The sequence below is a fragment of the Caulobacter sp. ErkDOM-C genome (genome assembly GCF_048541825.1).
Classification (GTDB): Bacteria; Pseudomonadota; Alphaproteobacteria; order Caulobacterales; family Caulobacteraceae; genus Caulobacter.
On the sequence record NZ_CP183332.1, the window covers coordinates 2,085,703 to 2,110,190 of the forward strand.

Annotated in this window: 21 protein-coding genes and 1 pseudogene; 11 read left to right on the top strand and 11 right to left on the bottom strand. The window is 67.2% G+C overall.

Annotation, left to right across the window (positions count from 1 at the left end; translation table 11 throughout):
- Positions 1 to 354, top strand: coding sequence for a nuclear transport factor 2 family protein (locus tag ACN2C8_RS10165; RefSeq protein WP_419251646.1), 354 nt, complete (start codon positions 1 to 3; stop codon positions 352 to 354).
- Here ACN2C8_RS10165 and ACN2C8_RS10170 read toward each other — a convergent pair.
- The 5 genes from ACN2C8_RS10170 to ACN2C8_RS10190 all read right to left on the bottom strand — a co-directional run bounded on the left by ACN2C8_RS10170 (position 351) and on the right by ACN2C8_RS10190 (position 8,676).
- A complete protein-coding gene (locus ACN2C8_RS10170; protein ID WP_419251647.1) occupies positions 351 to 2,717 on the bottom strand; it encodes a transketolase in 2,367 nt (788 codons plus the stop codon). The two genes, ACN2C8_RS10165 and ACN2C8_RS10170, sit on opposite strands and share 4 nt — an antisense overlap.
- A 14-nt stretch (positions 2,718 to 2,731) precedes the next feature.
- On the bottom strand, positions 2,732 to 5,869 hold the full coding sequence (locus ACN2C8_RS10175; protein ID WP_419251648.1) for an efflux RND transporter permease subunit: 3,138 nt from the start codon (positions 5,867 to 5,869) through the stop codon (positions 2,732 to 2,734).
- On the bottom strand, positions 5,869 to 6,990 hold the full coding sequence (locus tag ACN2C8_RS10180) for an efflux RND transporter periplasmic adaptor subunit (RefSeq protein ID WP_419251649.1): 1,122 nt from the start codon (positions 6,988 to 6,990) through the stop codon (positions 5,869 to 5,871). The genes ACN2C8_RS10175 and ACN2C8_RS10180 overlap by 1 nt, the downstream gene beginning before the upstream one ends.
- A 121-nt stretch (positions 6,991 to 7,111) precedes the next feature.
- Positions 7,112 to 7,870 (bottom strand): hypothetical protein, encoded by a 759-nt coding sequence (locus ACN2C8_RS10185; protein WP_419251650.1) that lies wholly within the window; start codon positions 7,868 to 7,870, stop codon positions 7,112 to 7,114.
- Between the two features lie 29 nt (positions 7,871 to 7,899).
- Positions 7,900 to 8,676, bottom strand: a complete 777-nt coding sequence (locus ACN2C8_RS10190) for a class II aldolase/adducin family protein (RefSeq protein ID WP_419251651.1) — start codon at positions 8,674 to 8,676, stop codon at positions 7,900 to 7,902.
- A gap of 166 nt (positions 8,677 to 8,842) precedes the next feature.
- On the opposite strand from ACN2C8_RS10190, the gene ACN2C8_RS10195 reads away from it, so the two are divergent.
- The 6 genes and pseudogenes from ACN2C8_RS10195 (at position 8,843) to ACN2C8_RS10220 (ending at position 14,213) form a co-directional block, all read left to right on the top strand.
- The gene (locus tag ACN2C8_RS10195) at positions 8,843 to 9,517 is read left to right on the top strand and encodes a DUF969 domain-containing protein (protein WP_419251652.1); all 675 of its coding nucleotides are present in this window, start codon (positions 8,843 to 8,845) and stop codon (positions 9,515 to 9,517) included.
- Positions 9,514 to 10,470 carry a DUF979 domain-containing protein gene (locus ACN2C8_RS10200; protein WP_419251653.1) on the top strand — a complete coding sequence of 319 codons (957 nt, stop codon included), beginning with the start codon at positions 9,514 to 9,516 and terminating at the stop codon, positions 10,468 to 10,470. The genes ACN2C8_RS10195 and ACN2C8_RS10200 overlap by 4 nt, the downstream gene beginning before the upstream one ends.
- Positions 10,448 to 11,503: a DUF2891 domain-containing protein gene (locus ACN2C8_RS10205; RefSeq protein WP_419251654.1), complete on the top strand. Its 1,056-nt coding sequence runs from the start codon at positions 10,448 to 10,450 to the stop codon at positions 11,501 to 11,503. Before ACN2C8_RS10200 ends, ACN2C8_RS10205 begins: the two co-directional genes overlap by 23 nt.
- Before the next feature lie 153 nt (positions 11,504 to 11,656).
- Positions 11,657 to 11,872 carry a hypothetical protein gene (locus tag ACN2C8_RS10210; protein WP_419255933.1) on the top strand — a complete coding sequence of 72 codons (216 nt, stop codon included), beginning with the start codon at positions 11,657 to 11,659 and terminating at the stop codon, positions 11,870 to 11,872.
- A gap of 1 nt (position 11,873) precedes the next feature.
- Positions 11,874 to 11,972, top strand: a pseudogene (locus ACN2C8_RS10215) (DUF2891 family protein); the annotation flags it as partial.
- Between the two features lie 198 nt (positions 11,973 to 12,170).
- A complete protein-coding gene (locus ACN2C8_RS10220; protein WP_419251655.1) occupies positions 12,171 to 14,213 on the top strand; it encodes an ATP-binding protein in 2,043 nt (680 codons plus the stop codon).
- A gap of 14 nt (positions 14,214 to 14,227) precedes the next feature.
- Here the strand turns inward: ACN2C8_RS10220 and smpB are convergent, their stop codons facing one another.
- On the bottom strand, positions 14,228 to 14,686 hold the full coding sequence (gene smpB, locus ACN2C8_RS10225) for an SsrA-binding protein SmpB (RefSeq protein WP_419251656.1): 459 nt from the start codon (positions 14,684 to 14,686) through the stop codon (positions 14,228 to 14,230).
- Positions 14,686 to 15,570, bottom strand: coding sequence for a 4-hydroxy-tetrahydrodipicolinate synthase (dapA, locus tag ACN2C8_RS10230; RefSeq protein ID WP_419251657.1), 885 nt, complete (start codon positions 15,568 to 15,570; stop codon positions 14,686 to 14,688). The genes smpB and dapA overlap by 1 nt, the downstream gene beginning before the upstream one ends.
- Before the next feature lie 268 nt (positions 15,571 to 15,838).
- Between dapA and ACN2C8_RS10235 the strand changes: the two genes are divergently transcribed.
- On the top strand, positions 15,839 to 17,920 hold the full coding sequence (locus ACN2C8_RS10235; RefSeq protein WP_419251658.1) for a transglycosylase SLT domain-containing protein: 2,082 nt from the start codon (positions 15,839 to 15,841) through the stop codon (positions 17,918 to 17,920).
- Positions 17,921 to 17,922: 2 nt separating this feature from the next.
- On the opposite strand, the gene ACN2C8_RS10240 is transcribed toward ACN2C8_RS10235, so the two are convergent.
- From ACN2C8_RS10240 to ACN2C8_RS10255, 4 genes are read right to left on the bottom strand one after another with little or no spacing between them, the layout of a single operon-like run.
- Positions 17,923 to 18,678, bottom strand: coding sequence for an ABC transporter ATP-binding protein (locus tag ACN2C8_RS10240; RefSeq protein ID WP_419251659.1), 756 nt, complete (start codon positions 18,676 to 18,678; stop codon positions 17,923 to 17,925).
- Positions 18,675 to 19,721, bottom strand: coding sequence for a FecCD family ABC transporter permease (locus ACN2C8_RS10245; protein WP_419255862.1), 1,047 nt, complete (start codon positions 19,719 to 19,721; stop codon positions 18,675 to 18,677). Before ACN2C8_RS10245 ends, ACN2C8_RS10240 begins: the two co-directional genes overlap by 4 nt.
- Entirely contained in the window at positions 19,658 to 20,431 is a 774-nt protein-coding gene (locus ACN2C8_RS10250; protein WP_419255863.1) for an ABC transporter substrate-binding protein, read from the bottom strand. Before ACN2C8_RS10250 ends, ACN2C8_RS10245 begins: the two co-directional genes overlap by 64 nt.
- 42 nt (positions 20,432 to 20,473) lie before the next feature.
- On the bottom strand, positions 20,474 to 21,109 hold the full coding sequence (locus ACN2C8_RS10255) for a TetR/AcrR family transcriptional regulator (RefSeq protein ID WP_419251660.1): 636 nt from the start codon (positions 21,107 to 21,109) through the stop codon (positions 20,474 to 20,476).
- Positions 21,110 to 21,281: 172 nt separating this feature from the next.
- Here ACN2C8_RS10255 and ACN2C8_RS10260 point away from each other — a divergent pair, with 172 nt between their 5' ends.
- The 3 genes from ACN2C8_RS10260 to ACN2C8_RS10270 are packed head-to-tail and all read left to right on the top strand — an operon-like array spanning position 21,282 to position 24,452.
- Positions 21,282 to 22,700: a glycosyltransferase family 2 protein gene (locus ACN2C8_RS10260; protein ID WP_419251661.1), complete on the top strand. Its 1,419-nt coding sequence runs from the start codon at positions 21,282 to 21,284 to the stop codon at positions 22,698 to 22,700.
- 18 nt (positions 22,701 to 22,718) lie between these two features.
- Positions 22,719 to 23,645, top strand: a complete 927-nt coding sequence (locus ACN2C8_RS10265) for a class I SAM-dependent methyltransferase (RefSeq protein ID WP_419251662.1) — start codon at positions 22,719 to 22,721, stop codon at positions 23,643 to 23,645.
- A 3-nt stretch (positions 23,646 to 23,648) separates the two neighbouring features.
- The gene (locus ACN2C8_RS10270) at positions 23,649 to 24,452 is read left to right on the top strand and encodes a TrmH family RNA methyltransferase (RefSeq protein ID WP_419251663.1); all 804 of its coding nucleotides are present in this window, start codon (positions 23,649 to 23,651) and stop codon (positions 24,450 to 24,452) included.
- Positions 24,453 to 24,488 lie beyond the last annotated feature (36 nt).

The window sequence follows — 24,488 nt, forward strand, 5'->3', positions numbered from 1 at the left end:
ATGCGCCGCGAGCGATCTCTGCTGGCCAAGGCCTATGAAGCCTACAATGCGCGAAATTCCGGGGCGCTGGGGGCGTTACTGCATGAAGACGCCGAGTGGCCAAACAGCCTGGAAGGCGGGGTCCTGCAGGGTCGCGCAGCCGTTGTCGACTACTTTGCCCGGCAGTTCGACCTGATGCAGCTGGACGCCCGCCAGGTGACCGTCCGCGAAGCGCCGCCGGCCAGGATCGTGCTCGACATCCAGTACGCAGTCAGAAGCCGCGACGGCCAGCTGTGGTCCGACACGCGCGCGGTGCTGGCCTACGACTTCGCCGACGGCCTGATCCGGCGCATGACGATCCTGGAAGGCCTCTAGGCCAGCAGGTCCGCGCAGGCGTCGAGCACAGCGTCTGCGTCCAGGCGATACTTGGCATAGAGGTCGGGCAGATCACCGGACTGGCCGAAGGTCTCCAGCCCCAGCGCCCGCACCCGCTGGCCGCGCACAGAACCCAGCCACGACAGCGCCAGGGGGGATCCGTCCGTCAGGGTGACCAGACCCGCGTCGCGGTCCAGCGTCGACAGCAGGGTCTCGATGGTCGAGGTCCGCGGGGTGTTCTGGGCGCCCTCCCCCGTCCAGCGCGCACGTCCGCCGCGCGTCCAGTCGCGGTGCAAGACGTCGGCCGAGGTCACGGCCAGCAGGCCAGCCTCGGGCATGTCTTCCGACAGGGCCTCAAACGCCGCCAGGGCCTCGGGCGCCAGGGCGCCGCTGAAGACCAGGGCCAGCTTTGCGCCCGGTGCGGGGCGCCTCAACCAGTAGGCGCCGTCGATCGTTCCCTGCCGCCAGGCGTCATCCACCCGCTCGGGCTGGGCGATCACCCGGGTCGACAGCCGCAGATAGGTCGAGGCGCCGTCTGGGTCCTGAATGCGGTCAAAGGCCCTGGCCATCAGGACTGCCGTCTCGTCGGCATAGGCCGGCTCGTAGGTGTCCAGTCCCGGCTGGGCCATGCCGATCACCGGCCCGTTGATCGACTGGTGCGCGCCGCCCTCAGGCGCCAAGGTGAGGCCGCTGGGGGTGGCAACCAGCAGAAAACGGGCATCCTGGTAGCAGGCATAGTTCAGCGCATCGAGACCACGCGCGATGAACGGATCGTACAGCGTGCCGACCGGGAAGAGCCGTTCGCCAAACAGCGGCGCGGTCAGGCCCAGGGCCGCCAGGACGATGAACAGGTTGTTCTCGGCGATGCCCAGCTCAATGTGCTGCCCCGTCTCGACCATCGACCACACCTGGGCCGAAGGGATGCGTCGGCGCTTGAAGACGTCCTCGTGCGCGCGGCGATGGAAGACGCCGCGTCGATTGACGAACCCGCCCAAATTGGTCGAGACGGTGACGTCGGGCGAGGTGGTCACCACCCGGCCCGAGAACTCGTCACTGCGGCGCGAAATCTCGAACATCACCTTGCCGAACGCCGCCTGGGTGGATTGTTCGCCGCCTCCGGCGACGGCTTCCAGCAGTTCGTCGGCGCTGGGTGTCGAGATGACCGGCGCCACCTGCTGGCGCTGGACATCGGCGGCAAAGGGCGCTCGGGCGATCAGGCCCTTCAGAGCCGTGCGCTCGGCGCTGGACAGGCCCGAAAGTGGATCCCATTCCTCCCCCTCCACCACACCCAGCCGCTGGCGCAGCTCAGCGATCTGGGTGGGGGTCATCAGGCCCGAATGGTTGTCCTTGTGGCCCTGGAACGGCAGCCGCAGGCCCTTGACGGTATAGGCGATGAAAAAGCGCGGGGCGTCGTCGTGGCTGGCGCGCTCGAAGGCCTCCAGAAGCGTCTCCAGGCAATGGCCACCCAGCTCGGTCATCAGCTCGGCGAGATCGATATCCTTGTAGGACGCGATCAGAGCCAGGGCTGCTGCATCATCCGCCAGATCGGCCGACAGTCGCTCACGCCAGGCTGCGCCCCCCTGATAGGTCAGGGCCGAATAGAGGTCGTTGGGAGCCGTCTCGATCCAGATCCTCAACGCTTCCCCGCCCGGTTTGGCAAAGGCATCGCGCTGGCGCCGGGACCATTTCAGCGTCTCGACCGTCCAGCCGGCGGCTTCGAAGATCTCGCCATAGCGGGTGAACATCCGGTCCTGGGTGGTCGCATCCAGGCTCTGGCGATTATAGTCGACGATCCACCAGGTGTTGCGGACATCGTGCTTGCAGGCCTCAATGAGGGCCTCGTAGATGTTGCCTTCGTCCAGCTCGGCGTCACCCAGCAGCGAGATCATCCGGCCCATGGCTTCGGGCTTCACCGCCCCGCGCGCCGCCAGATAGTCCTGGGCCAGCGAGGCGAAGGCGGTCATGGCCACGCCCAGACCCACCGACCCCGTGGAAAAGTCGACATCGTCGACATCCTTGGTGCGCGACGGATAGGACTGCGCGCCGCCCAGCGCGCGGAAGCGCTTGAGATTGTCCAGGCTCTGGCGACCGAACAGGTGCTGGATGGCGTGGAACACGGGGCTGGCATGCGGCTTGACCGCCACCCGGTCCTGCGGCCGCAGCGCCTTCATGTACAGCGCCGTCATCAGGGTGGTCATCGAGGCGCAGGACGCCTGGTGCCCGCCGACCTTCAGGCCGTCGCGGCTCTCGCGCAGGTGGTTGGCGTTGTGGATCGTCCACGAAGCCAACCAGAGAATGCGTTCCTCGATGCGGCGAAGGAGCGCAATCTCCTGCCGCTTCGCGGTCATTGAGCCGTCAGGCATGCTTCCTCACCGGTTTATGCCGGTGAGGATTGCCCCTCACCGCTTTGTTCGCGGGCTTCATAGTCCTCGATCTGCCGCGCCGTCCACTCCGGAGACTTCGTATAGCGAGCCAGCAGGTTGTAGAACACCGGCACCACGAACAGGGTCAGCAGGGTGGCGAAGATCGCGCCCATGAAGATCACGGCGCCGATGGTCTGGCGGCTGCCGGCCCCGGCGCCGGTCCACAGCACCAGCGGCAGGGCGCCCATGGCGGTGGCGATCGAGGTCATGATGATCGGCCTCAGGCGCAGGACGGCGGCCTCGATCACCGCCTCCTTTACCTTCAGGCCCTCGTCACGCAGCTGGTTGGCAAATTCAACGATCAGGATGCCGTTCTTGGCCGCAATGCCGACCAGGATTATCAGGCCGATCTGGCTGTAGGTGTTGACGGTCGAGCCGGTCATCAGCAGACCAAACAGACCGCCCAGCACCGCCAGCGGCACGGTCATCATGATGACCGCCGGGTGGATCCAGCTTTCGAACTGTGCGGCCAGCACCAGGAAGACCAGCAACAGGGCGAGGCCAAACGCCACGCCGACCGCGCCGGAGGATTCCAAAAAGTCCTTGGCCTGGCCGCCCCACTTGACGCTGACGCCCGGGGTCGGTCGGGAAGCGGCCTGATCTTGCAGGAACTTCACGGCGTCTTCGACGGTATAGCCCGGCGCCAGCTGCATGGTCAGGGTGACTGAGCGCAGGCGGTCGACGCGTGGGCGGTCGGGCGTGTCGCCGCGAAGCTGAGTTGTGACCACGGTCGACAGCGGCACCAGGGTTCCCGACTGGGTGCGGACCTGCAGCTGGTCCAGGTCGGCGACGCTGCGGCGTTGCTCCAGGGTGGACTGCAGGATGACGTCGTATTCCTGGCCGTTCTTGATGTAGGTCGTCGCGCGCCGCGAGCCGAACATGGTCTCCAGCGCCCGGCCGATGGACTGGGCCGAGATGCCCAGGCTGGCGGCCTTGTCCCGGTCGATCTGCACCGACAGTCGCGGCGAGGTCGGCTCGTAGTCGATGCGCGGACGCGACAGGCCCGGATTGTCCTGGGCGGCCTCAAGCATGGGCTTGAGCCAGTTGGCCAGCTCCACATAGTCATTGCCGACCGCGATCAGGTCGACATTGGTGCCGCCACCTCCCCCGCCGCCGCGCTGGAAGGCGCCGCGCACGCTGGCTACGGCTCGCACCCCGGTGATCTTGCTCAGGGTCTTGTTGAGCTCGGCGGCCACCTCGTCAGCGGTCTTGTCGCGTTCGCCCCACCCCTTCAGCACCAGCACGCCATTGCCGGTGTTGAACTGGCTCTGACCAAAGCGCGGCACTGAAATGATGGTCCGCTCTGCGACGCCGTCGGCGCGATACTTTTCCAGCTGGCGCTCAACCTCGTTGGCCGCCTTGACGGTGTAGTCGAAGCCCGCGCCCTCGGGCCCGTTGATATTGATGTCGACGCGGCCGCGATCCTCGGCCGGGACCATTTCCTTGGGCAGCATCACGAAGAGGCCACCAGCGGCCGCCGCCAGAATGATGACCACGGCGCCGGTCGCCCAGCTGGCGGCGCGCGCGGCCAGCAGGCCTTCCAGCGAATGACGATAGCTGTCCTTCAGCCTGTCCATCGCCCAGTCGACCTTGCGGGCCAGCCAACCGCCGCTCCCCGCCGGGCGAAGCAGCTTGGAGGCCAGCATCGGCGACAGGGTGAAGGCCAGCAGGGCCGAGAACGCCACGGCCGCCGCGATGGCCACGGCCAGCTCGACGAACAGACGGCCCGTGTAACCGGGCAGGAACATCAGCGGCGCGAAGACCGAGATCAGCACGACCGTCGTTGCGACCACCGCGAAAAACACCTGACGCGTGCCGCGCAGGGCGGCCACAGGCGCGGGTTCGCCTTCGTCGACCCGGCGCTGGATGTTCTCGACCACGACGATGGCGTCATCGACCACCAGGCCGACGGCCAGCACCAGGGCCAGCAGGGTCAGCAGGTTGAGCGAAAAGCCCAGCGGCGCCAGGACGATGAAGGTCGACAGGATGCAGATCGGCGCGATGATCGACGGGATCAGCGCCGCCCGCCAACTGCCCAGGAACAGCAGGTTGACCAGGGCTACGAGGCCGATCGAGATGCCCATCGTGACCCACACCTCGTGGATCGCCTCGGCGGTGAAGACCGAGTTGTCGACAGCCTTGATGAGTTGCGTGCCAGGGGGCAGCGTCTTGTTGATCTCCGCGATCTCGGCGTCGACCACCTTGGAGATGGCGACGTCATTGGCCTGGGACTGGCGGGTCAGGAAGATGCCGACCTGATTGACGGTATTGCCGCGGAACAGCTTGCGACGCTCGTTTGACCCCTCTTCCACCCGCGCCACGTCGCCAAGCCTAACGACGAAACCACTGGCGTTGGCCGCCCGAAGCGGCAGTTTGAGGAAGTCCTCGGGCTTGGAGTAGCTGCGGGTCACCCGGATGGTGAAGTCCTTGCTGTCGCTCTCCAGCGATCCGGCGGGCAGTTCGACGTTCTGGCTGTTGAGGGCGTTCTCGACGTCGTCGACGGTCACGCCGCGGGCGGCCATGGCGTCGGGATTGAGCCAGATGCGCATGGCGTAGAGCTGGCCGTTCAGGCCGGCTTGGGCCACGCCGGGCACGGTCGACATGCGCTCGACCAGATAACGGTCGGCATAGTCAGCCAGTTCCAGCGGCGACAGGCCTGTCGAGGTCAGGTTCAGGATGATGATCGGCGAGCTGTCGGCCGTGGCCTTGGCGATCTGCGGCGGGTCGGCCTGGTCGGGCAGGTTGGCCGACACCCGGCTGACGGCGTCACGCACATCGTTGGCGGCGTCGTCCAGGTCGCGATCCAGCGTAAAGGTGATGCTGATCTGCGAGCGTCCGTCGCGCGACGACGAATTGACCCGGTCGATGCCCTGGATGCCCGAGACCTGGCGCTCGATCACCTGGGTGATGCGCTCCTCGATGACCTCGGCCGAGGCGCCGCGATAGGCGGTCGAAACCGACACGACCGGCGGATCGACATTGGGCAGTTCACGGATCGGCAGACCCGTGAAGGCGGCCAGGCCGATGACGCAGAGGATGATCGCCGCAACGGCGGCGAAGACCGGGCGGCGGACGGAAAGATCCGAGATCATCAGTTCGCCTTGCGACCGACATCGCCGGGGCCAGCGCCGGGCTTCTTGCCACCTTGGCCGCCGCCGATGGACGCGCCGTCCTGAACGCGGTTGAGGCCATCGGCCACGATCTTGTCGCCCGGCTTCACGCCCGAGCTGATCTCGACGAAACCGCCGGAGGCCAGGCCGGTCTCGACATTGGTGCGACGCGCCACCTGGCCCTTGGGGCCCTTGGCGATCAGGAACACCGAAGCCTGGGTGCCTTCGAACTGAACGGCGGCCTCGGGTACGGCGGGCGCGGTGCGCAGGCCTTGGTCGATGGAAACCTTCACCAGCATACCCGGCTTCAGGCGACCGCCCGGATTGGGGAACTCGGCGCGAGCCTTTAGGGCGCGGGTGGTGGGATCGATCCGCGTGTCGATCTGGGCGATGCGGCCCTGGAAGGTCTCACCCGGCAAGGCGTCAGGCCGCGCCGAGATCGGCAGGCCCTGGCGCAGGGTGGCCAGATAGCGGTCAGGCACCGAGAAATCGACACGGATCACCGAAACATCGTCCAGGCTGACAATGGCCGTGCCGGGGCTGATCAGCGTGCCGGGTGCGACATCGGAAATGCCTACGCGTCCCGAGAACGGCGCGCGGATCACGCGGTCCAGCTTCTGGGCCTGGGCCGAGGCGACAGCGGCGCGAGCGGTCTCGACAGCGGACAGATACTGCTCTGCTGTGGCGCGCGGCGCGACGCCGCGATCGGCCAGGGTCTTCCAGCGCTGATAGTCGCGCTCGGCCTGGGCCAGGCGCACCTTGGCCTCGGCGATGCCCGCGTCCTCGCTGGCCGACTTCAGATCGACCAGCACCTGGCCGCGCGACACGGTCTGGCCATCCACAAAGTGCACGGCCGTGATCATCTCGGCGGTATTGGAAGTGATCGTCACCGACTGCAGGCCCTTGGCCACGCCAAGGACCTCGATACGGTCGGTGAAGGCCTTGGACAACACGACAGTCTGGGAGACCGTCGTGGCCCGTCCGCCGCGAGGACCACCCTGGCCAGCAGCCTTTTGCCCAAACGCCAGTTTCATGCCCCCGACAACGAGCATGAGAACCACGGCGGCCAGCGCCGCCAGAAGAAAGAAGTGCCTGCGTATCAAGGAACGGACTCCAGGCGCCGAAGAGAGTCGGCGGAGGCGACAAGGTGCGGGGACATATGCCGTCACCCTAAACCCGCGTCCAGTGACAGCAGGATGACGGAGCGTTTCAGTCCTGCAACACTCAAAATCCGCGCCAGATTCCCAGCACAGCGCCACGATCCCGTGCAATCTCGCGACCCGCGAGGGTCTGCCGCCAGCCAGCCTGCACGCTCCAGGCGCCAAAGCCGCGAACGACCGACAGTTCGGCCTTTACCCAGCTGGATTTCCGAGGCCTGGCGTCCGCCTCGCCGGCATAGGTCTGGGCCATCACCAGCCAGTTGCGCGTTGGCCGAAACCCCAGGGTCGCGTCCATCCGGGTCTCGTCTGCCAGGCCTGATCGCCGCAAGCGGGCCAGTTGCAGATCCGAAAAGATTTCTCCTCTGCGGGTCGTCACAGAGCGTCCCAGAAGCAGGCGCGCCTCCAGATCCACCTCGCCCTGCCCCGGCGCCGCATAGCCGGCATTGCGGCCGACGCCAGGCTCGGCCGCGCCAATATAGATCGCCGCGACGGTTCGGGGTCGTTTGAGCACCGCATAACGCAACCCCAGCTCGACCGGGCCGCGGCCTTCATAGCGCACGAACGGGTCGCGGCCCCGCGTAAGCCCGGCCTTGGCCTGCAAGGTCAGGCGATCGGTCACACCATGCTCGATGAACAGCGAGGCCGTCTCGTCCTCGCGCCGCCCCGGATCTTGCACCGCGCCATCGGCGTCGAAGGCCTGGTCGGCGGATTGCCGTTCGACCTTGGCGATCACCTGGGTCTGGCCTTTCGACATCGGCCATGCCCCGGCCATGGCTTCGCCGCCTGTCAGGCAAAGAAAAGCCGCCGTGATCGCCAGGATCACGGCGGCTGAGCTTCGTCGATAACGGATTGTCAGTCGGCGTAGCCGGGCGACTCCCGATCCAGCTTGCGCAGGCAGCCCGGCCAGGCGAGGCCGGCGATCATGCCCAGGCCACCGCCGGTCTGGCCCCGCACCTCGGCCTGGGCGTGGTCCGGCGCCATCATCACGTTGTCGCGTCCGGCCGAGAGGGCCATTACCTGCTGCTTGCACGCGCGCTCCAGGAAGAACATCCCCATCCAGCACTCGGCCGCAGTCGAACCCGCCGACAAGGTGCCGTGGTTCCGAAGCATCATCAGCTTCTTGTCGCCGAGATCGGCCACCAGCCGCTCCCGCTCGTCAAGATTGAGCGCAATGCCTTCATAGTCGTGATAGGCGAGCTGAGGCAAGACGATTAGCGCCTGCTGCGCCAGCGGCATCAGACCTTCCTTGTGGGTCGAGACCGCCACGCCCTGGTCGGTGTGCAGGTGCATGACGAAATGGGCGTCTTCGCGCGCCGCGTGGACGGCCGAGTGAATGGTGAAGCCCGCCGGATTGATGAAGTAGGTCGTCTTGTCGATGACGTTGCCGTCCAGATCCACCTTGACCAGCGCCGAGGCGGTCATCTCGCCAAAGAACACGCCGTAGGGGTTGATCAGGAAGTGGTGCTCCGGCCCCGGAATACGGGCCGAAATGTGAGTAAAGATCATGTCGTCCCAGCCGTGCACGGCGACAAGCCGATACAGGGCGGCCAGATCGACGCGCGCCTGCCACTCGGCGTCGCTGACCTTGCCCTTGAGGGACGTGCTGATGGACGTGGCTCCGTCGGCCATGGAAGGCCTCCCTAGGTTATCATTGTTGAGTTGAAGGTCGCGCCGGGGGCTTCCGGCGTCAAGTCCGCGTCTTCACGCAAGCTCGCACTTGCCAGCCGTCTCTGCACGCCCGACGGTCTGGGCAAGACGGTCTGCGGGGAATCGTCGGGCGGGAGACCTTTCAAACATGCTGACCCTTCTGGGCGTCGCGGTGATCGTCGTGGGCTTTGCCCTGCGCTTCAACCCACTGCTGGTGGTCGTCGCCGCCGCCCTGAGCGCCGGAATGGCCTCAGGTCTCGGCCCGCTGGAGGTGCTGGCCGCCTTCGGCAAGGCCTTCAACACCAACCGCTATGTCAGCATCGCCTGGCTGGTCCTGCCAGCCATCGGCGTGCTGGAACGATCTGGCTTGCAGGAACGCGCCCGCATGACGATCCAGGGCCTGAAGGGAGCCAGCGCCGGCAAGCTTCTGCTGGCCTATCTGGCGCTGCGCCAGATCACCGCCGCCCTGGGCCTGACCCATGTCGCCGGCCATGCCCAGACCGTGCGCCCCCTGGTCGCGCCGATGGCCGAGGCCGCCGCCGAAAGCGAAGGCCCCGTCGACGAAGCGTCGCGCGAGCGGATCAAGGCCATGAGCGCCGCCACCGACAATATCGGCCTGTTTTTTGGCGAGGACATCTTCATGGCCATCGGCTCGATCCTGCTGATCGTCGGCTTCCTCGACCAGAGCGGCATCACGGTCGAGCCTCTGCACCTGTCGGTCTGGGCCATTCCGACGGCCATCGCCGCCTTCCTGGTGCATGGCGCTCGGCTCCTGTTGTTCGACCGCCGGGTGACGCAGGTAAAGACGGGAGCGGACGCATGATCGGCCTGCCCCTGGTTTATCTGGTCGCCGGCGCCATGTTCGCCGCCTTCGCGCTGCTGAGCGCCGGCGACAGGACCAACGCCCGGCGCTGGGGCAATGCCGCGTTCTGGGCCCTGGTCTCGGTCAGCTTTCTGCTGGGCGACTATCTGGGCGACCTGGGCAACGGGTTCCTTGTGCTGGGCCTGGCCCTGCTGGCGGGAACGGGCCGACTGGGCGTCGGCGCGCCGACCACCACAGCGCCGGAAGAGCGCCAGGCCCTGGCCGAAAAGCTGGGCGCCCGACTTTTCCTGCCGGCGCTTGTCATCCCGCTGATCACGCTGATCGGCACGTTCGCCTTCAAGGCCATGACCCTGAACGGCGCGCCGCTGGTCGAGGCCAAGCACGCGACCCTGATTTCTCTGGCCCTGGCCGCGATCGTGGCCGCCATCCTGGCCCAGGCCCTCTTCAAGCAGCCCCCCTCCTCGCCCCTGCAGGAAGGTCGCCGCCTGATGGACCTGGTGGGCTGGGCGGCGCTGCTGCCGCAGATGCTGGCGGCGCTGGGCGCGGTGTTCGCCCTGGCCGGCGTGGGCCAGACCATCGGCGAACTGGCTGTGGCCTGGACGCCCGTCGACAGCCGCTTCGCCGTCGTCGCCGCCTATTGCCTGGGCATGGCCGGCTTCACCATCCTGATGGGCAACGCCTTTGCGGCCTTTCCGGTAATGACAGCAGGTATCGCCCTGCCCCTGGTGATCGGCCGGTTCGGCGGAGACCCGGCCGTGGTCTGCGCCATCGGCATGCTGTCGGGCTTCTGTGGCACCCTGCTGACGCCGCTGGCCGCCAACTTCAACCTTGTGCCGGCGGCCCTGTTGCAATTGAAGGACCGGTACGGCGTGATCCGCGCCCAGGCGCCGACCGCCGTCCTTATGCTGGTCATCAACATGGTCCTGATGAATGTCCTCGCCTTCAGGGTCTAGCGCCCCCAGTCCTGTCCCTCCGAGTTCGGCCCGCCCAAGCCTTGCCCAATCCACGGCGTCACGGTTCGCCAAGATCGCCCTGGGCCACATCGCGCGCGAGTATCCCAACAAGCTGGACCATGTGCTGGCCGGCGACGCCGACGCCCGCACGCCCCGCGACCTGCACCCGATCTTTTTCGGCAGCTTCGACTGGCACTCTTGCGTGCACGGCTACTGGCTCTTGGCCACCCTGTTGCGGGCCCGCCCCGAGATGGCCGAGGCCGAGGCGATCATCGTCCTGTTCGATGACGCCTTCACCGCGGAAAAGGTCGCCGCCGAGATCGCCTATCTGGCCCGTCCCGAAAGCCGAGGCTTCGAGCGGCCCTATGGCTGGGCGTGGAGCCTGATGCTGCAGGCTGAACTGATGCGGCACAGGGATCGTCCCTGGGCCGCCCGCCATGCGCCGCTGGCCAGGATGTTCGTCGAGCGGTTCGAGGCCTTCTTGCCGCTGGCCGACTATCCGGTTCGTGCGGGCGTTCATACCAACACAGCCTTCGCCCTGGTCCTGGCCTCGGAATATGCCGACATGGCTGGCAACGCCGTCTTCCGCCAGCTCCTGACGACCAAGGCGTTGCTATGGTACGGCCAGGACGCCGCCTGTCAGGCCTGGGAGCCCTCGGGCGATGATTTCCTCTCTCCGGCCCTGATCGAGGCCGAGGCCATGCGCCGGCTGCTGCCGCGTGAGACCTTCGAGATCTGGTTCGTGCGTTTCCTGCCCGACCTTGCCCGCAAGCAGCCCGTGACCCTGTTCACGCCGGCCCGGGTCAGCGATCGCACCGACGGCAAGATCGCCCATCTCGATGGCCTGAACCTGTCGCGCGCCTGGTGCTGGCGCACCCTCGCGGGGGCCTTGCCGGAGCTCGACCCCGCCAAGCCGCTGGTTATCAACGCCGCCATGGCCCACCTGTCAGCCGCCGTACCGCACGTAGCCGGCGACTATATGGGCGAGCACTGGCTGGCGACCTTCGCGATGCTGGCCCTGACCAACGGCTGAACGCTCTCTCCGGAGCCACAGATCCGGTAGCGGTTCGCGCGAATTTACAGTGTTTAACTTTTAGCGTCGGGCGACCGGCGTTAATGCTGCCTTGCAAATCTTGGACAAAGCTCAGGGATTGTTGCCCCATTTACAGTAAGATCGAGTGCCTCCATGCGGTGTGGTGCTTTCAGCGACGACGCCAAATCCTATCAACGTATCGAAGTGATCGAGGCGTCCACCGGCTGGGTGGTCTCGAACGAAGGCCGCACCATGGGCCGGTTTGAAGACGTTGAAGCCGCCTACAAGAACGCCCTGGCGATCTGCGACACGCTGTTCGACGCGGGCGTGCGCGCTTGCGTCAGGCAGTCTCCGTCCCTGCACGCCTGAGGCCGCCAGGCAGTCCCTGACCCTATTCGCGCCGGCCCCGGTCAGCGATCGCACCGACGGCCAGATCGCTCATCTCGATGGCCTGCACCTGTCGCGCGCCTGAGGCTGGCCCTGACCAACGGATAGGTCGCGCCCCCAAGCCCCCGCGACGCCAGCGATCCGGGCTGCGAACAAGACTTTATCACCGCCCTCATTCTGGGGCCTTCGAACTGGTCTGGACTCGGCAAAGCTGCCTATCTTTCCACACGCATGCGCCAACGCGCTGTGTGGTCGGCCGTTCGCGGCCGAAAGGATGGCCATGAAGCGTACCTCCTCCAGACCTCTTCAGGTTTGGCCGCTGACAGTCCTGGCGATGACGGCGATCGTGCTGCTGGCCGTCAGCCTTGTGCTGGGAGCCCGTCAGGTCGACCTGCGGGTTCGCCGTCACGAAGAGTTCCTCGTTCGCCAAGGCATCCGGGCCGAGGCTCAACAGACCTTGAACGCGCTGATCGCGCAGACGGTCTGGGATGATGCGGTTGTGAACCTGGACAACAGGCTCAACCCCACCTGGGCCAACGACCAAATCGCGACCTACCTCCAGCAGAGCATCGGCCCCTGGAACTTTGTCTTGGTAGACAGCGATGACAAGGCGGTATGGGGCAGTGGCCACACAGCGCCCCTGTCCGCGAAGGATCTTGCCGAGCTCCGACACCGGGCCGAGCCGATCATTGCCGAGATCCGTCAACAGGAAGCGGCGCGCAGCGCGGCTCCGGGCGGCCCTGTGATGGCGGACAACCGGCCCCAGAAGGCCATCGTCACATCTCAGGTCGAGATGCGCGATGGTCGGCCCTACTTGTGGATCGCAAGCCTGGTGCAGCCTGATTTTGGCAAGGCCAAGCCCGCCAAGGCCAAGGCCGCCATCGTGATCGGCGGCGACTTCCTCGCGCGGACCCGAATGGACTTGCTGGCGCAGCGCTACAAGCTCCAGCAGTTTCGGTTCGAACCGGGGGGCGGGAAGGTCGGACCCGACGAGGCCAGCACGACCTTCGCCTCGTATCCGGGCGCCATACCCGTCGCCCTTGTCTGGCGGCCAGAACGGCCGGGCGCCGATCTTCTTCAGCAATCGCTCTGGATGATCTGCGGCGTGGTGGTCGTTCTGGCTGCCCTAGCGGGTCTGATGTCCTACAGCACAAGGCGCGCAGCCCGCAGCCTCCTCGAAAATCATCATGCCCAGGCCGAATTCCTGGCCAATATGAGCCACGAACTCCGAACGCCCTTGAACGGCGTGAACGCCCTGTCCGAAGCCTTGGCCAAGACTGCGCTGACGGCGAGCCAGCGCGAAATGGCCGACACGATCCACAAGTCCGGGCAGATGCTGAGCCGATTGTTGTCGGATATTCTCGACCTGGCCCGCATCGACGCAAAAGGTCTGTCACTGGAGCCAGAGCCTTTCCTGTTGAGCGGGGCGGTCAAGTCGATCGCCGACATCATGGCCCCGCGAGCGCGGGAAAAGGGCCTTGAGCTTCAGCTGGACCTCGATCCTGCAGCGGAGGTCTGGGTCTTGGGCGACACTGTCCGCCTGGCCCAGGTTCTGACGAACCTGTTGTCAAACGCGATCAAGTTCACCGAGCAAGGCCACATCCGGCTGTCGGTGCGCGCCGCCTCCGACGACGCGGCCGGCGGCTGGCGCTTTACCGTTCAGGACACGGGCGTGGGATTCGAGCCCTCACAGCAAGACGCCATCTTCAAGCGCTTCCAGCAGGCCGACGGCAGCGTCACGCGCCGCTTCGGCGGGACGGGGCTTGGCCTGGCCATATCCCGCGAACTTGCGGAGATGATGGGGGGTCGGCTGACCGCCGAAGGGCGACCGGGCGACGGTGCGGTCTTCAGGCTCGATATGCCGCTGCCTGAAACGGACGCTCGTCCTTCTCAATTTGACCCGCACAATGTGACGCCCGACGCCGAGATCGCCGAGGAGCACGCGGCCACACGCGTCCTGGTCAGTGAGGACCATCCGATCAATCGCCTGGTGATCGAGACGCTGCTGAGCGAGTTGGGCATGACCGTGCTGTCCACCGAGAACGGACTTGAAGCCTGCGAGGCCTTTGAGTCTCAGGAGTTCGACCTGATCCTGATGGACATGCAGATGCCCGTGATGGACGGCCTGACGGCGATCCGCAGGATGCGGCGCTACGAAATCGACCGTGGTCGTACGCCGACGCCGATCATTATGATCACCGCCAACGCACTACCTGAACACAGGGCGGCCGGGATGGAGGCAGGGGCGGACATATTCATCACCAAGCCTCTCAGCGCCAACACCTTCTTTGGCGCCGTCAGCACCCTGAGGACGCCGGCCTAGACCCTTCCCCGGGCTCAGTCCCCGCGGTCGCCCTTCATCAGCCGCGCCTTGTCGCGCTGCCAGTCGCGGGCGGCCTCGGTCTCGCGCTTGTCGTGGGTCTTCTTGCCCTTGGCCAGGCCGATCTCAAGCTTGGCCAGGCCCTTCTCGTTCCAGTAGAGCTTGAGCGGGATCAAGGTGCGGCCATCGCGCTGGACGGCGCCGATCAGCTTCTCGATCTGCTTCTTGTGCAGCAGCAGCGTGCGGTGTCGGCGCGGCTCGTGGTTGAAGCGGTTGGCGTGGCCATAGGGCGGGATGTCGGCATTGATCAGCTTGATCGTCCGACCTTCCACCGAGGCGTAGGATTCGGCGATATTGGCCCGGCCCACCCGCAACGACTTGACCTCGGTGCCGGTCAGCATGATGCCGGCCTCGAAGACCTCTTCGATGAAGTAGTCGTACCGGGCGCGCCGGTTCTCCGCGATGGGCTTGGTCATCAGACCAGACCCGCCTCGCGCATGGCCTCCAGGATCGCCGGCTTCACCGCCTCATTGCACGGCGCGATCGGCAGGCGAACGTCGGGCTCGCACAGGCCCAGATGGGCGATGGCGAACTTGGTCGGGGCGGGCGAGGAATCCAGGAACAGCGCCTTGTGCAGCTTGATCAGGCGATCCTGGCCATAGAGCGCGGTCTCCCATTCGCCCTTCAGGCAGGCGTTGATGAAGGCCGAGCAGGCCTCGGGCGCGACATTGCAGGTCACCGAGATCACCCCATGGCCGCCATGAGCCATGTAGCCCAGGGCCGAAGGATCATCGCCCGACAGCATCACCCAGTCGGGGCCGCAAAGGATGCGCTGCATGCTGGCGCGGGCCAGATCGCCGGTGGCGTCCTTGACGCCGATGATGTTGGGCAGCTTGGCCAGACGCACCAGGGTCTCGTTGGAGATGTCGACACTGGTCCGGCTGGGGACATTGTAGACCAGCACCGGCAATTGGACGGCGTTGTTGATCGCCTCGTAGTGCAGATACAGGCCTTCCTGGCTGGGACGGTTGTAATAGGGCGTCACCACCAAAGCCGCGTCAGCGCCCACCGCCTTGGCGTGCTGGGCCAGTTCGATGGCCTCGTCGGTCGAGTTGGAGCCCGCGCCAGCGATCACCGGAACGCGGCCCTTGACGGTCTGCACGCACAGCTCGACCACCCGCTTGTGCTCGTCATGGCTCAGGGTCGAGGTTTCGCCGGTGGTGCCGACGGGCACGACACCGTGCACGCCGCCCGCGATCTGGCGCTCGACAAGGGCCACGAAGGCCGCTTCGTCCACGGCGCCGTCTCGGAAGGGCGTAATCAGGGCGGGAATAACGCCCTTGAACGGAGAATGGACCATAACTTGCAATTTGCCGTGAGAAGGGCGCCGCGAAGGTTGCGGCCAGACGATGGGAGCGGACAATATGTCGCCGCCCCGCCGTCCCGCAACCGGTGCGTCGGAGCAGGCAGCGGTTTGATGGGCCAAACCCCAAGGGTCAAGCCCTTGAGGCCTCAGAAAAACCGTTCCTTAGGTGTGTTCGGGCCTAATGGATCGCATAAGCGGCCGTCGGTTCGATTCGACGGTGCGTGAAGGAGAACGGGTTTTGGCTTCAGTGTTGCATCGGATCATGTTCGGAAGCGCCGGTCTGGTGCTGCTCGGCAGCGTCGCGGGCGCCCAGACGTCCGGTCCGGTCCCCTACCAGCCGTCATCGACGCCCGCCCTGGTCACCACCCCACCGACCGCTATTGCCGGAACGGTCTCCGACGTCGAGGCCGAGAACCTGCGCATGGCGCTGGCCGGCGCCAGGAGCGGTGACGTTTCGCGCGCCCGCATGGCGATGAGCAGCCTGCAGGACCCGGTGGCTCGCAAAATCGCCCTCTGGGCTCTGGTCGACAGCTCAGCAGAGGCCATGAGCTTCTTCGAACTCGATTCCGCCCGCCGCGACCTGGCCGGCTGGCCCAGGGCCGGGCGACGCGAGACCGCCGCCGAGAAGCAGCTGTCGGTCTCCGGCCTCAGCCCCGCCCAGATCATCGCCTGGTTCGGCGGCGGCCAGCCCGCGACCGCCGAAGGCGCCATGGCCCTGGCCTCGGCCTATCAGGCCAGCGGCCGCCAGCAAGACGCCATCGACCTGATCCGCAGCACCTGGCGCGACAGGGTGTTCGAAGCCGACGCCCAGCGCAGCATGGCCGCCCGCTTCGGGACGATGCTGACCGCCGACGACTATGCCCGCCGCGCCGATATCCTGCTGTATGGCCAGCAAGGCCCGGCGGCGCGCGAGTTGGTCGACCTGCTGCCCGCCGATCAGCAGGCCGCCGCCCGCGTGCGCATCGCCTTCCGCCAGAACGCGGGCGGCGCCACGTCAATGTTCGAGACCCTGGGTCCCGGCGATCAGACTTCCCCTGGGGTGGTGTTCGAGCGCGCCGCCTATCTGCGTCGTCGCGGCCTGGACAGCTTGGCCCTGCAGCTGGTCCGCGATTTCCCCTCGCCGCCTCCGACCGACGAAGCCGCCACCGCGATCTGGAAGGAGCGCCGGGCGCTGGTCGTCTCGGCCCTGAAAACCGGCGACAGCGCGGGCGCCTATGCCGCCGCCGCCAATACCGGCCTTAGCGTCGGCGCTGACGCCGCAGAGGCCGAATTCTATGCGGGCTGGATCGCCCTGGCCCGCCTCAGGCAGCCGGACGCGGCCGCTCGCCACTTCGCCGCCATCGCCGCCATTGGCGCGTCGCCGATCACCAAGGGCCGGGCGCTCTACTGGCAGGGTCGCGCGGCAGAGGCCCAGAACGACCCCATCGCCGCCCAGTCCTTCTATGCCGAGGGCGCCCGCCACCTCACCACCTTCTACGGCCAGCTGTCAGCCGAGAAGGCCGGCCTGACCGAGCTCAAGCTCGAGCGCGACCCGATCGTCACCCAAGCTGACCGCGCCCGCTTCCACGGCCGCGAACTGGTGCGCGCCGCGCGGATGCTGGCCGATATCGGGGCCAAGGATCAGTTCCGCTCGCTGGTGCTGTTCATCGACGACAACCTGCCCAACGCCGAGGAATCGGCCCTGCTGGTCGACTTCGCGCGCGGCTATGGCGACCAGGACCTGGGCATGCGCGCCGTGCGTACGGCGGCCCAGCGCGGCTTCATCCTGCCCGAGCGGGGCTATCCCCTGCTGGACCACCACTTCACGCCGGGTCCGGGCGCGGCCGAGACCGCCTTCGTCTATTCGATCTCGCGCCAGGAGAGCAATTTCGACCCCAATGCGCGCTCCGGCGTCGGCGCTCGGGGCATGATGCAGTTGATGCCGCCCACCGCCGCCATCGTGGCCCGCCAGCTGGGTGAGCGCCATTCGGTCGATCGCCTGTCGGACCCCGAGTACAACATGCGCCTGGGCTCGACCTATCTGGGCGACATGGTCGAAAACTTCAGTGGTTCCTACATCATGGCCGCCGCCGCCTACAACGCAGGACCGGGCCGCCCGGCCGCATGGGTCAACCAGTGCGGCGACCCGCGCGGCGCGACGACAGACCCGCTCGACTTCATCGAGTGCATCCCGTTCTCGGAAACCCGCAACTATGTGATGCGGACCCTGGAAACGACCATGGTCTATCGCGCGCGTCTCAATGGCGGCACTACGCCACTGACCCTGTCTCGGGAACTGAAGCGCGGCGGCTATGTCTATACGCCGTCGGTGGCCCAGGCCTACGCGCCCTCGACCCAGCCCTGAGCCTACAGCCGGCGGGCGGCCAGCACGGGCCCCGCCGGCGTTTCCACCAGCGCGCCGTCCAGTCTGAACACCCGCGCCAGAATCTCGGGCGACAGGGCCACGGCGGGCGCGCCCTCCGACACGACACGTCCGCCATCGATCACCACCAGGCGGTCGCAGCAGCGCGCGGCAAGGCTTAGGTCGTGCAGCGTCACCACCACGCCTGCGCCGGCGGCGGCCTCGGCGCGCAGTAGGTCCAGTGTCAGCAGTTGAGCGTCGGGGTCCAAGCCCGCGATCGGCTCGTCGGCCACCAGCAGCGGCGCGCGCGTGGTCAGCAGCCGCGCCAGCAAGACCCTGGCCCGCTCGCCGCCGGACATGTCGAGAACGCCGCGCGTTGCAAGATCCGCCGCACCGACCCGCGCCAGTCGCTCGCGCGCGACGTCCAGAGCCTGAGCGTCCGGCAGATCGACCGCGCCCAGGCTGGCGACCCGCTCGGCGGGCAGGTTCCAGGCCAGCCGGCGATCTTGAGGCAGATAGCCCACGCGCGCGGCGCGGGCCTCGGCGCTCAGGGCCTCGAGGCGCTGATCGCCCAGCCAGACCTCGCCGTCCTGTCTGGGCAACAGGCCAAGACCTGCCCGCAGCAGGCTGGTCTTGCCGGCGCCGTTGGGGCCGACCACGCCGACGACCTCGCCGGGACTGACGACCAGGCTGGCGGCGTCGAGCACCAGCTTGCCTCCCTGCCGCGCCTTGACGCTGCTGATCGTCCAGGCCGCCGTCATGCCCGCCAGCTCCGCGACGCGCGCCAGGCCAGCAGGGCGAAGGCCGGCGCACCGAACAGCGCCGTGACCACGCCCAGCTTCAGTTCCTGATCGGTCGGTACGACTCGCGCCGCCAGATCGGCCAATACCAGCAGCAGGGCGCCAGCCAGGGCCGAAGGCCACAGGATCTGGCGCGGATCGTCCTTCACCAGCGCCCGCACCATGTGCGGCGCGGCCAGGCCGACGAAGCCGATGACCCCGGCTCCGGCCACGGCGGCGCCGGTCAGCAGCGCGGCGCCGGCCACGGCATAGACCCGCAGGCGCGCCATGGGCAGACCCGACATCGCGGCCGCCTCCTCGCCCAGGGTCAGCATACGCAGGCCCTGCCCCACCTGAAGGCAAAGGGCGGCGCCGATCGCCATGGGGAGCAGCGCTCTTAGGCTATCGGTCCAGTCGCGGTTCTCGACCGACCCCATCAGCCAGGCCAGGACCTCGGCGATGGCGACCGGCGACGGCGCCAGGTTGAACACCAGGGCGGTCAGGGCCCCGCCGAAGGCCGAGATGGCGACACCCAGCAGGATCAGGGCCTCGGGCTCGCGAAGACGCGCGGCGATGGCCACCACCGCTCCGCCGGCGACCAGCGCGCCCAGCAGAGCCGCCAGTTCGATGGCGCCCGGAACCGCCGCCAGGCCGCCGGCGATGGCCAGGGCCGCGCCCAGCCCCGACACTGCCGAGACGCCCAGCACGCCAGGGTCAGCAAGAGGATTGCGCAGCAGGCCCTGCATCGTCGCGCCCGCCAGGCCCAGAGCCGCGCCCACCAGCGCCGCCATGGCGACGCGCGGCGCCCGGATGGTCCACAGCACCTCGCCGGGCGGTGAGCCTGGATGGGCGATGGCTTGAGCATACTGGCCGAGCGCCAGCGGCGTTTCGCCAAGCAGCACGGCGGCGATGGCGGCGAGCACCAGCAGGCAGCCCATGGCAAGGCTGAGGCGAAGCAGGCTCATCGCGCGGTCCGCGCCTGAGCCAGCTGCGCCACCCCGTCCGCCGCGAACCAGGCGGGACAGCCCACCACCGCGCCAGACAGGGAAGCGATCGTGCGGTTTTCCGTCGCGCGCCTGAGCGCTGCGTGACGCCCGGCGCCCCAGCGGTCGGAGCCCGCGCGGGTCAGGTCAAAAAAGCCTAGCACCACCGCGCGCGGCGGCGTCATCACCAAACTCTCCAGCGGCACGGGGCTGAAGAAGGGCGCCGCACTGGCGTTCGACAGGCCCGAAGCCCTCAGCATGGCGTCGATCAGGGTGCCGCTGCCCGCCGTGTAGCCGCCCGGCGTCAGATAGAGGCCGCTTTCCCCCTGCCAGGCGCCGGCCGAGGCCTTGAGCTGGCCGTCCATGCGCGCAATCAGCGCCTCGCCCGCAGGCTTGCGGTCGAGGGCGGCGGCGACGCGTCGGACATTGGCGCGCACCGCTTCGAAATCGGCGGCGTCATCGATCCTGACCGTGCGGACGCCGCGTCGGTCCAGCGCCGAGACCAGCCGGGCGTCGCCACCCCAATGACGCACCACGACCTGAGGCCGCGCGGCGACAAGGCTCTCTACCGTGGCGCGGCGAAGCGGCAGCCCGACCGAAGCCCTGCGCATATAGGAATCTGGCGCGCCGGCGCGATGCGACAGGCCGACGATCGACTCCCGAGGGGCTAGTGCCAGCACATACTGATCGGCGCAGGAATCAAGCGACATCACCCGCGGGCTTGCGGCGACGGCCAGGGGCGCGAAAGCCATCGCCACCGCGACAGCGCCAAGCACACGGACGATCGACACGGATCAGTCCGTGACCAGGCCGTTCAGCAGCCCATCCAGCATGACGCCCATCAGTTCCTCAGACGACGACCATGTACGGTTCGGCTTGGTGATCAGCAGCGACACCAGCCCATGGCAACCCGCCCACAGCACTTCGGCGGCGCTCTGCGCCGTGCCCGACCTTAGACGACCGGCGGCGGCGATCTCGCGGAAGGGCTCGCTGAACTTCTCGAAGCAGCGATCCCCCAGCTCCAGGGTGCCGGCCTGCTTCTCCACCGAAATGCTGGCCCCGGAGCCACAGAACACCAGCTCATAGGTGTTGGGGTTCTCCAGTGCGAAACGCATATAGGCCTCCAGCATCAGCCGGACCCGCGAAACGGGGTCGATGGGCCGACCGCCGATGTCGGTATTGAGGTTCAGGAGCCGCTCGATCGCGCCATCGCTGATCTCCAGCAGGATCTGATCCTTGTCGCGAAAGTGCATGTAGAGGGCCGTGGACGACACGCCGACCGCGTCCGCGATCTTGCGGATGGTCGCGCCAGCATAGCCCTCGGCGATGAAAATCTTTTCGGCGGCCGCAAGGATTTCGCCGCGACGCAAGTGCCCGTCGCCTTTCGGCTTGCGGGCGGACTTATGCGGCTTCTTCAAAACAAGCGTCACGGCCAGCTTTTCCCCTGCGTTTCCCCAACAGCCGATACTAAACGGGAATCACCCAGCCGTCGCAAGGCGACACGACATCAAGCCTAAAACGATTGTTTTTCTGTTTGACATCTATGGGTTGTATTACTTCTAGTGATCACCCGAAGACCGAGCAAACCGGTCGGAGGGCGACATGGCGCGCGAAGACCGGAGAGTCGCTTCCAAGGAGGCGTTGACGGCCACGGCTTTCATCGTCGAGGACGCTACACCCGCAGTCCCGCAGGTCGCGAAAGGCGCCCACCTCGCCTTCGGACGACGGCAGCGATCGACTATAGTCGCCGTGTTGTGCGGCCTTCTGGCGATTGGGGCGCTGTCGCCCAGTCACCTGCTGCAAGGTGTCTACTGGCTGTTCTACAGCGTCTTCGCAGCCGGCGCCTCCATTCGACTGGCCGCCCTCCTGACGACGCCCTGCAAGCGCGTCTGTCCGGCGCTGGCCGACCATGACCTGCCGCACTACACGCTGATCGCGCCGCTCTACCGCGAAGCCGACGTGGCCGGCGAACTGGTCGCCAACCTGACTCGACTGGACTATCCGCGCGACCGCCTTCAGGCGCTGATCGTGCTTGAGGCCGACGATCTGGCGACGCGTTTGGCACTTCACGCCCTGGATCTGCCGTCCTTTGTTCAGGTGCTGGTCGCCCCGCCGGGCCAGCCGCGCACCAAGCCCCGGGCCTGCAATGTCGGCCTGGGCTTGGCCAAGGGAACGCTCGTTGTCATCTACGACGCAGAGGATGCTCCCGATCCGCTGCAACTGCGCGAGGCGGCGGCGCGGTTCGCGGCGGGGCCGGCCGATCTGGCCTGCCTGCAGGCGCCCTTGCGGGTGGAAACGCCCCGCCACCTGGCCTTCATCGCCGAGCAATTCAGACTGGAATACGCTGCCCTTTTTCAGGTGCTGCTTCCCGCCTATGCGCGCTGGGGCCTGCCCTTCCCGCTTGGCGGGACCAGCAATCACTTCAAGATCTCGGCCCTGCGCGCGGTCGGCGGGTGGGACGCCTATAACGTGACCGAGGACGCCGACATCGGCTTTCGCCTGGCCTGCGCGGGCTATCGACTGGACGTGATTGAGCGCCCCACCCTGGAGACAGCGCCGACCTCGCTGAGCCAGTGGGGGCCGCAACGCGCGCGGTGGATCAAGGGCCATGTGCAAACCCTCGCCGTCCACATACAGGGAGCAACGGGGCGAAGCCCCCGAACCCTGCTGGCCCTGATCGTGACCCTGGGCCTGCCCATTGCCGCCTCCAATCTGCATGCCCCGGCCATGATGATCGCCGGTGTGGGGGTGGCCGTGAACTGGATGGCCGATGGCAAGCTGTCGGTGACCATCGCCGACCTCGTGCTCTACATGTTCGGATGGGGCGTTTCGGCGGTCTGCGCGACCGTCGGCCTGATGCGGTCGGGTGACCGGCCGCGCTTCCTGCATCTGTTTGGCATGGTGGGCTACTGGATGATGTGGGTCTTCGCCTCGCCCCGCGCCGTGTGGCAATTGTTCTTCGCGCCGCACCGCTGGGACAAGACCTCTCACACGCCGCGCACTGGACGGCCAATACCCTGAAAGCGTATGGGCGAGACAATGAGCCCGACGATCGCCCCCGCCCCCATCGTGATGCGCACCACCGGCTGGAGCGACTACGCCCTGCTGGACAGCGGTAACGGCAAGAAGCTGGAACGCTATGGCCCCTACACGGTCGTGCGCCCCGAGCCGCAATGCTTCTGGTCGCCGCGCCTGCCGGCCAAGGCCTGGGAGGACGCTGACGCCGTGTTCGACCCCTCCGACGAGGACGAGGCCGGTCGCTGGCGCTTCAAGGGCAAGCCGATCGAGAGGTTCCCGCTCGCCTGGGGCGAAGCGAAATTCAACGGCCAGTTCACACCTTTCCGCCACCTGGCCTTCTTTCCCGAGCAGGCCGCCAACTGGGCCTGGCAGGACGAGCGGGTTCGCGCCTTCGCCAAGGCATCAGGCCGTCAGCCCAAGATCCTGAATTTGTTTGGTTATACGGGCGTAGCGTCACTGGTGTGCGCGGCCGCCGGCGCCGCCGTGACCCATGTCGACGCCTCCAAGAAGTCGGTCGGCTTCGCGCGCGAGAACGCCGCCCTGGCCGGGCTGGAGGACAAGCCGATCCGCTGGATCGTCGAGGACGCCCGCAAGTTCGTCGCCCGCGAAGTGCGTCGCGGCAATGTTTATGACGGCATCATCCTGGATCCGCCCAAGTTCGGACGCGGCGCCGACGGCGAGGTCTGGCGGCTGTTCGAGGACTTGACCGAGCTCACCGCCAACTGCGCTCAGTTACTCAGCGACGACGCCTCGTTCCTGCTGATGAACGCCTATGCGGCCCGCGTTTCGGGCGCGGCCATGTCGGGTCTGCTGGCCCAGGTGCTGGACGGCCGCAGCGGCGTCATCGATTGGGGTGAGCTCTCCCTGGTCGAGGAAAAGGGCGACCGCCAGATCGGCCTGTCGTTCTTCGCGCGCTGGTCTTCCCAAGACAGCGTTGGGGAGGCCTAAGCAATGAACGCCCCCAACCCGGCCAAGACCGTCACCTCGCTGTCGAACAACACCGTCAAGGCCGTCCGCGCCCTGCACATGCGCAAGGAGCGCGAAGAGAGCGGCCTGTTCCTGGCTGAGGGCCTGAAGATCGTCATCGAGGCGATCGACTGCGGTCATGCGCCCACGATCATCATGTACGGCCGCGACGCCGCCGATCATCCGATGCTGCAGAAGGCCTCGCAGGCCTGTCTGAAGGCGGGCGGCGAAGTCATTGAGGTCAATCGGGAAATCCTCGAGAAGGTCTCGCGCCGCGACAACCCCCAGGCCGTGGTCGGGGTGTTCAAGCAGGTGTTTACGCCGCTGGACGCCATCGTCCCGCAGAGCGCGCCGTGCTGGGTGGCCATGCAGGCCGTGCGCGATCCCGGCAATCTGGGTACCGTCATCCGCACCGCCGACGCCGCCGGCTGCGGCGGCGTGATCCTCGTCGGCGACTGCGTCGACCCCTATTCGGTCGAGGGCGTGCGGGCGACCATGGGCTCGATCTTCGCGGTCAAGATCGCCAAGGCCACCATCCAGGAATTCCTGGCCTGGCGCGAGACCTGGCCCGGCTCGGTGGTCGGCACCCTGCTGACCGCCACGGTCGACCACAAGAGCGCCGATTATGTAAAACCGTCGCTGATTCTGATGGGCAATGAGCAGCAGGGCCTGCCGCCGGAACTGGCGGCGGCCTGCGATGTGAACGTCAAGATCCCAATGCGGGGGCGAGCCGACAGCCTGAACCTTTCGGTGGCGACCGGGATCATGATCTATACGGTGACGGGGTAGAAATCCTCTCCCTGAAGGGGGAGGCGGCCGAAGGCC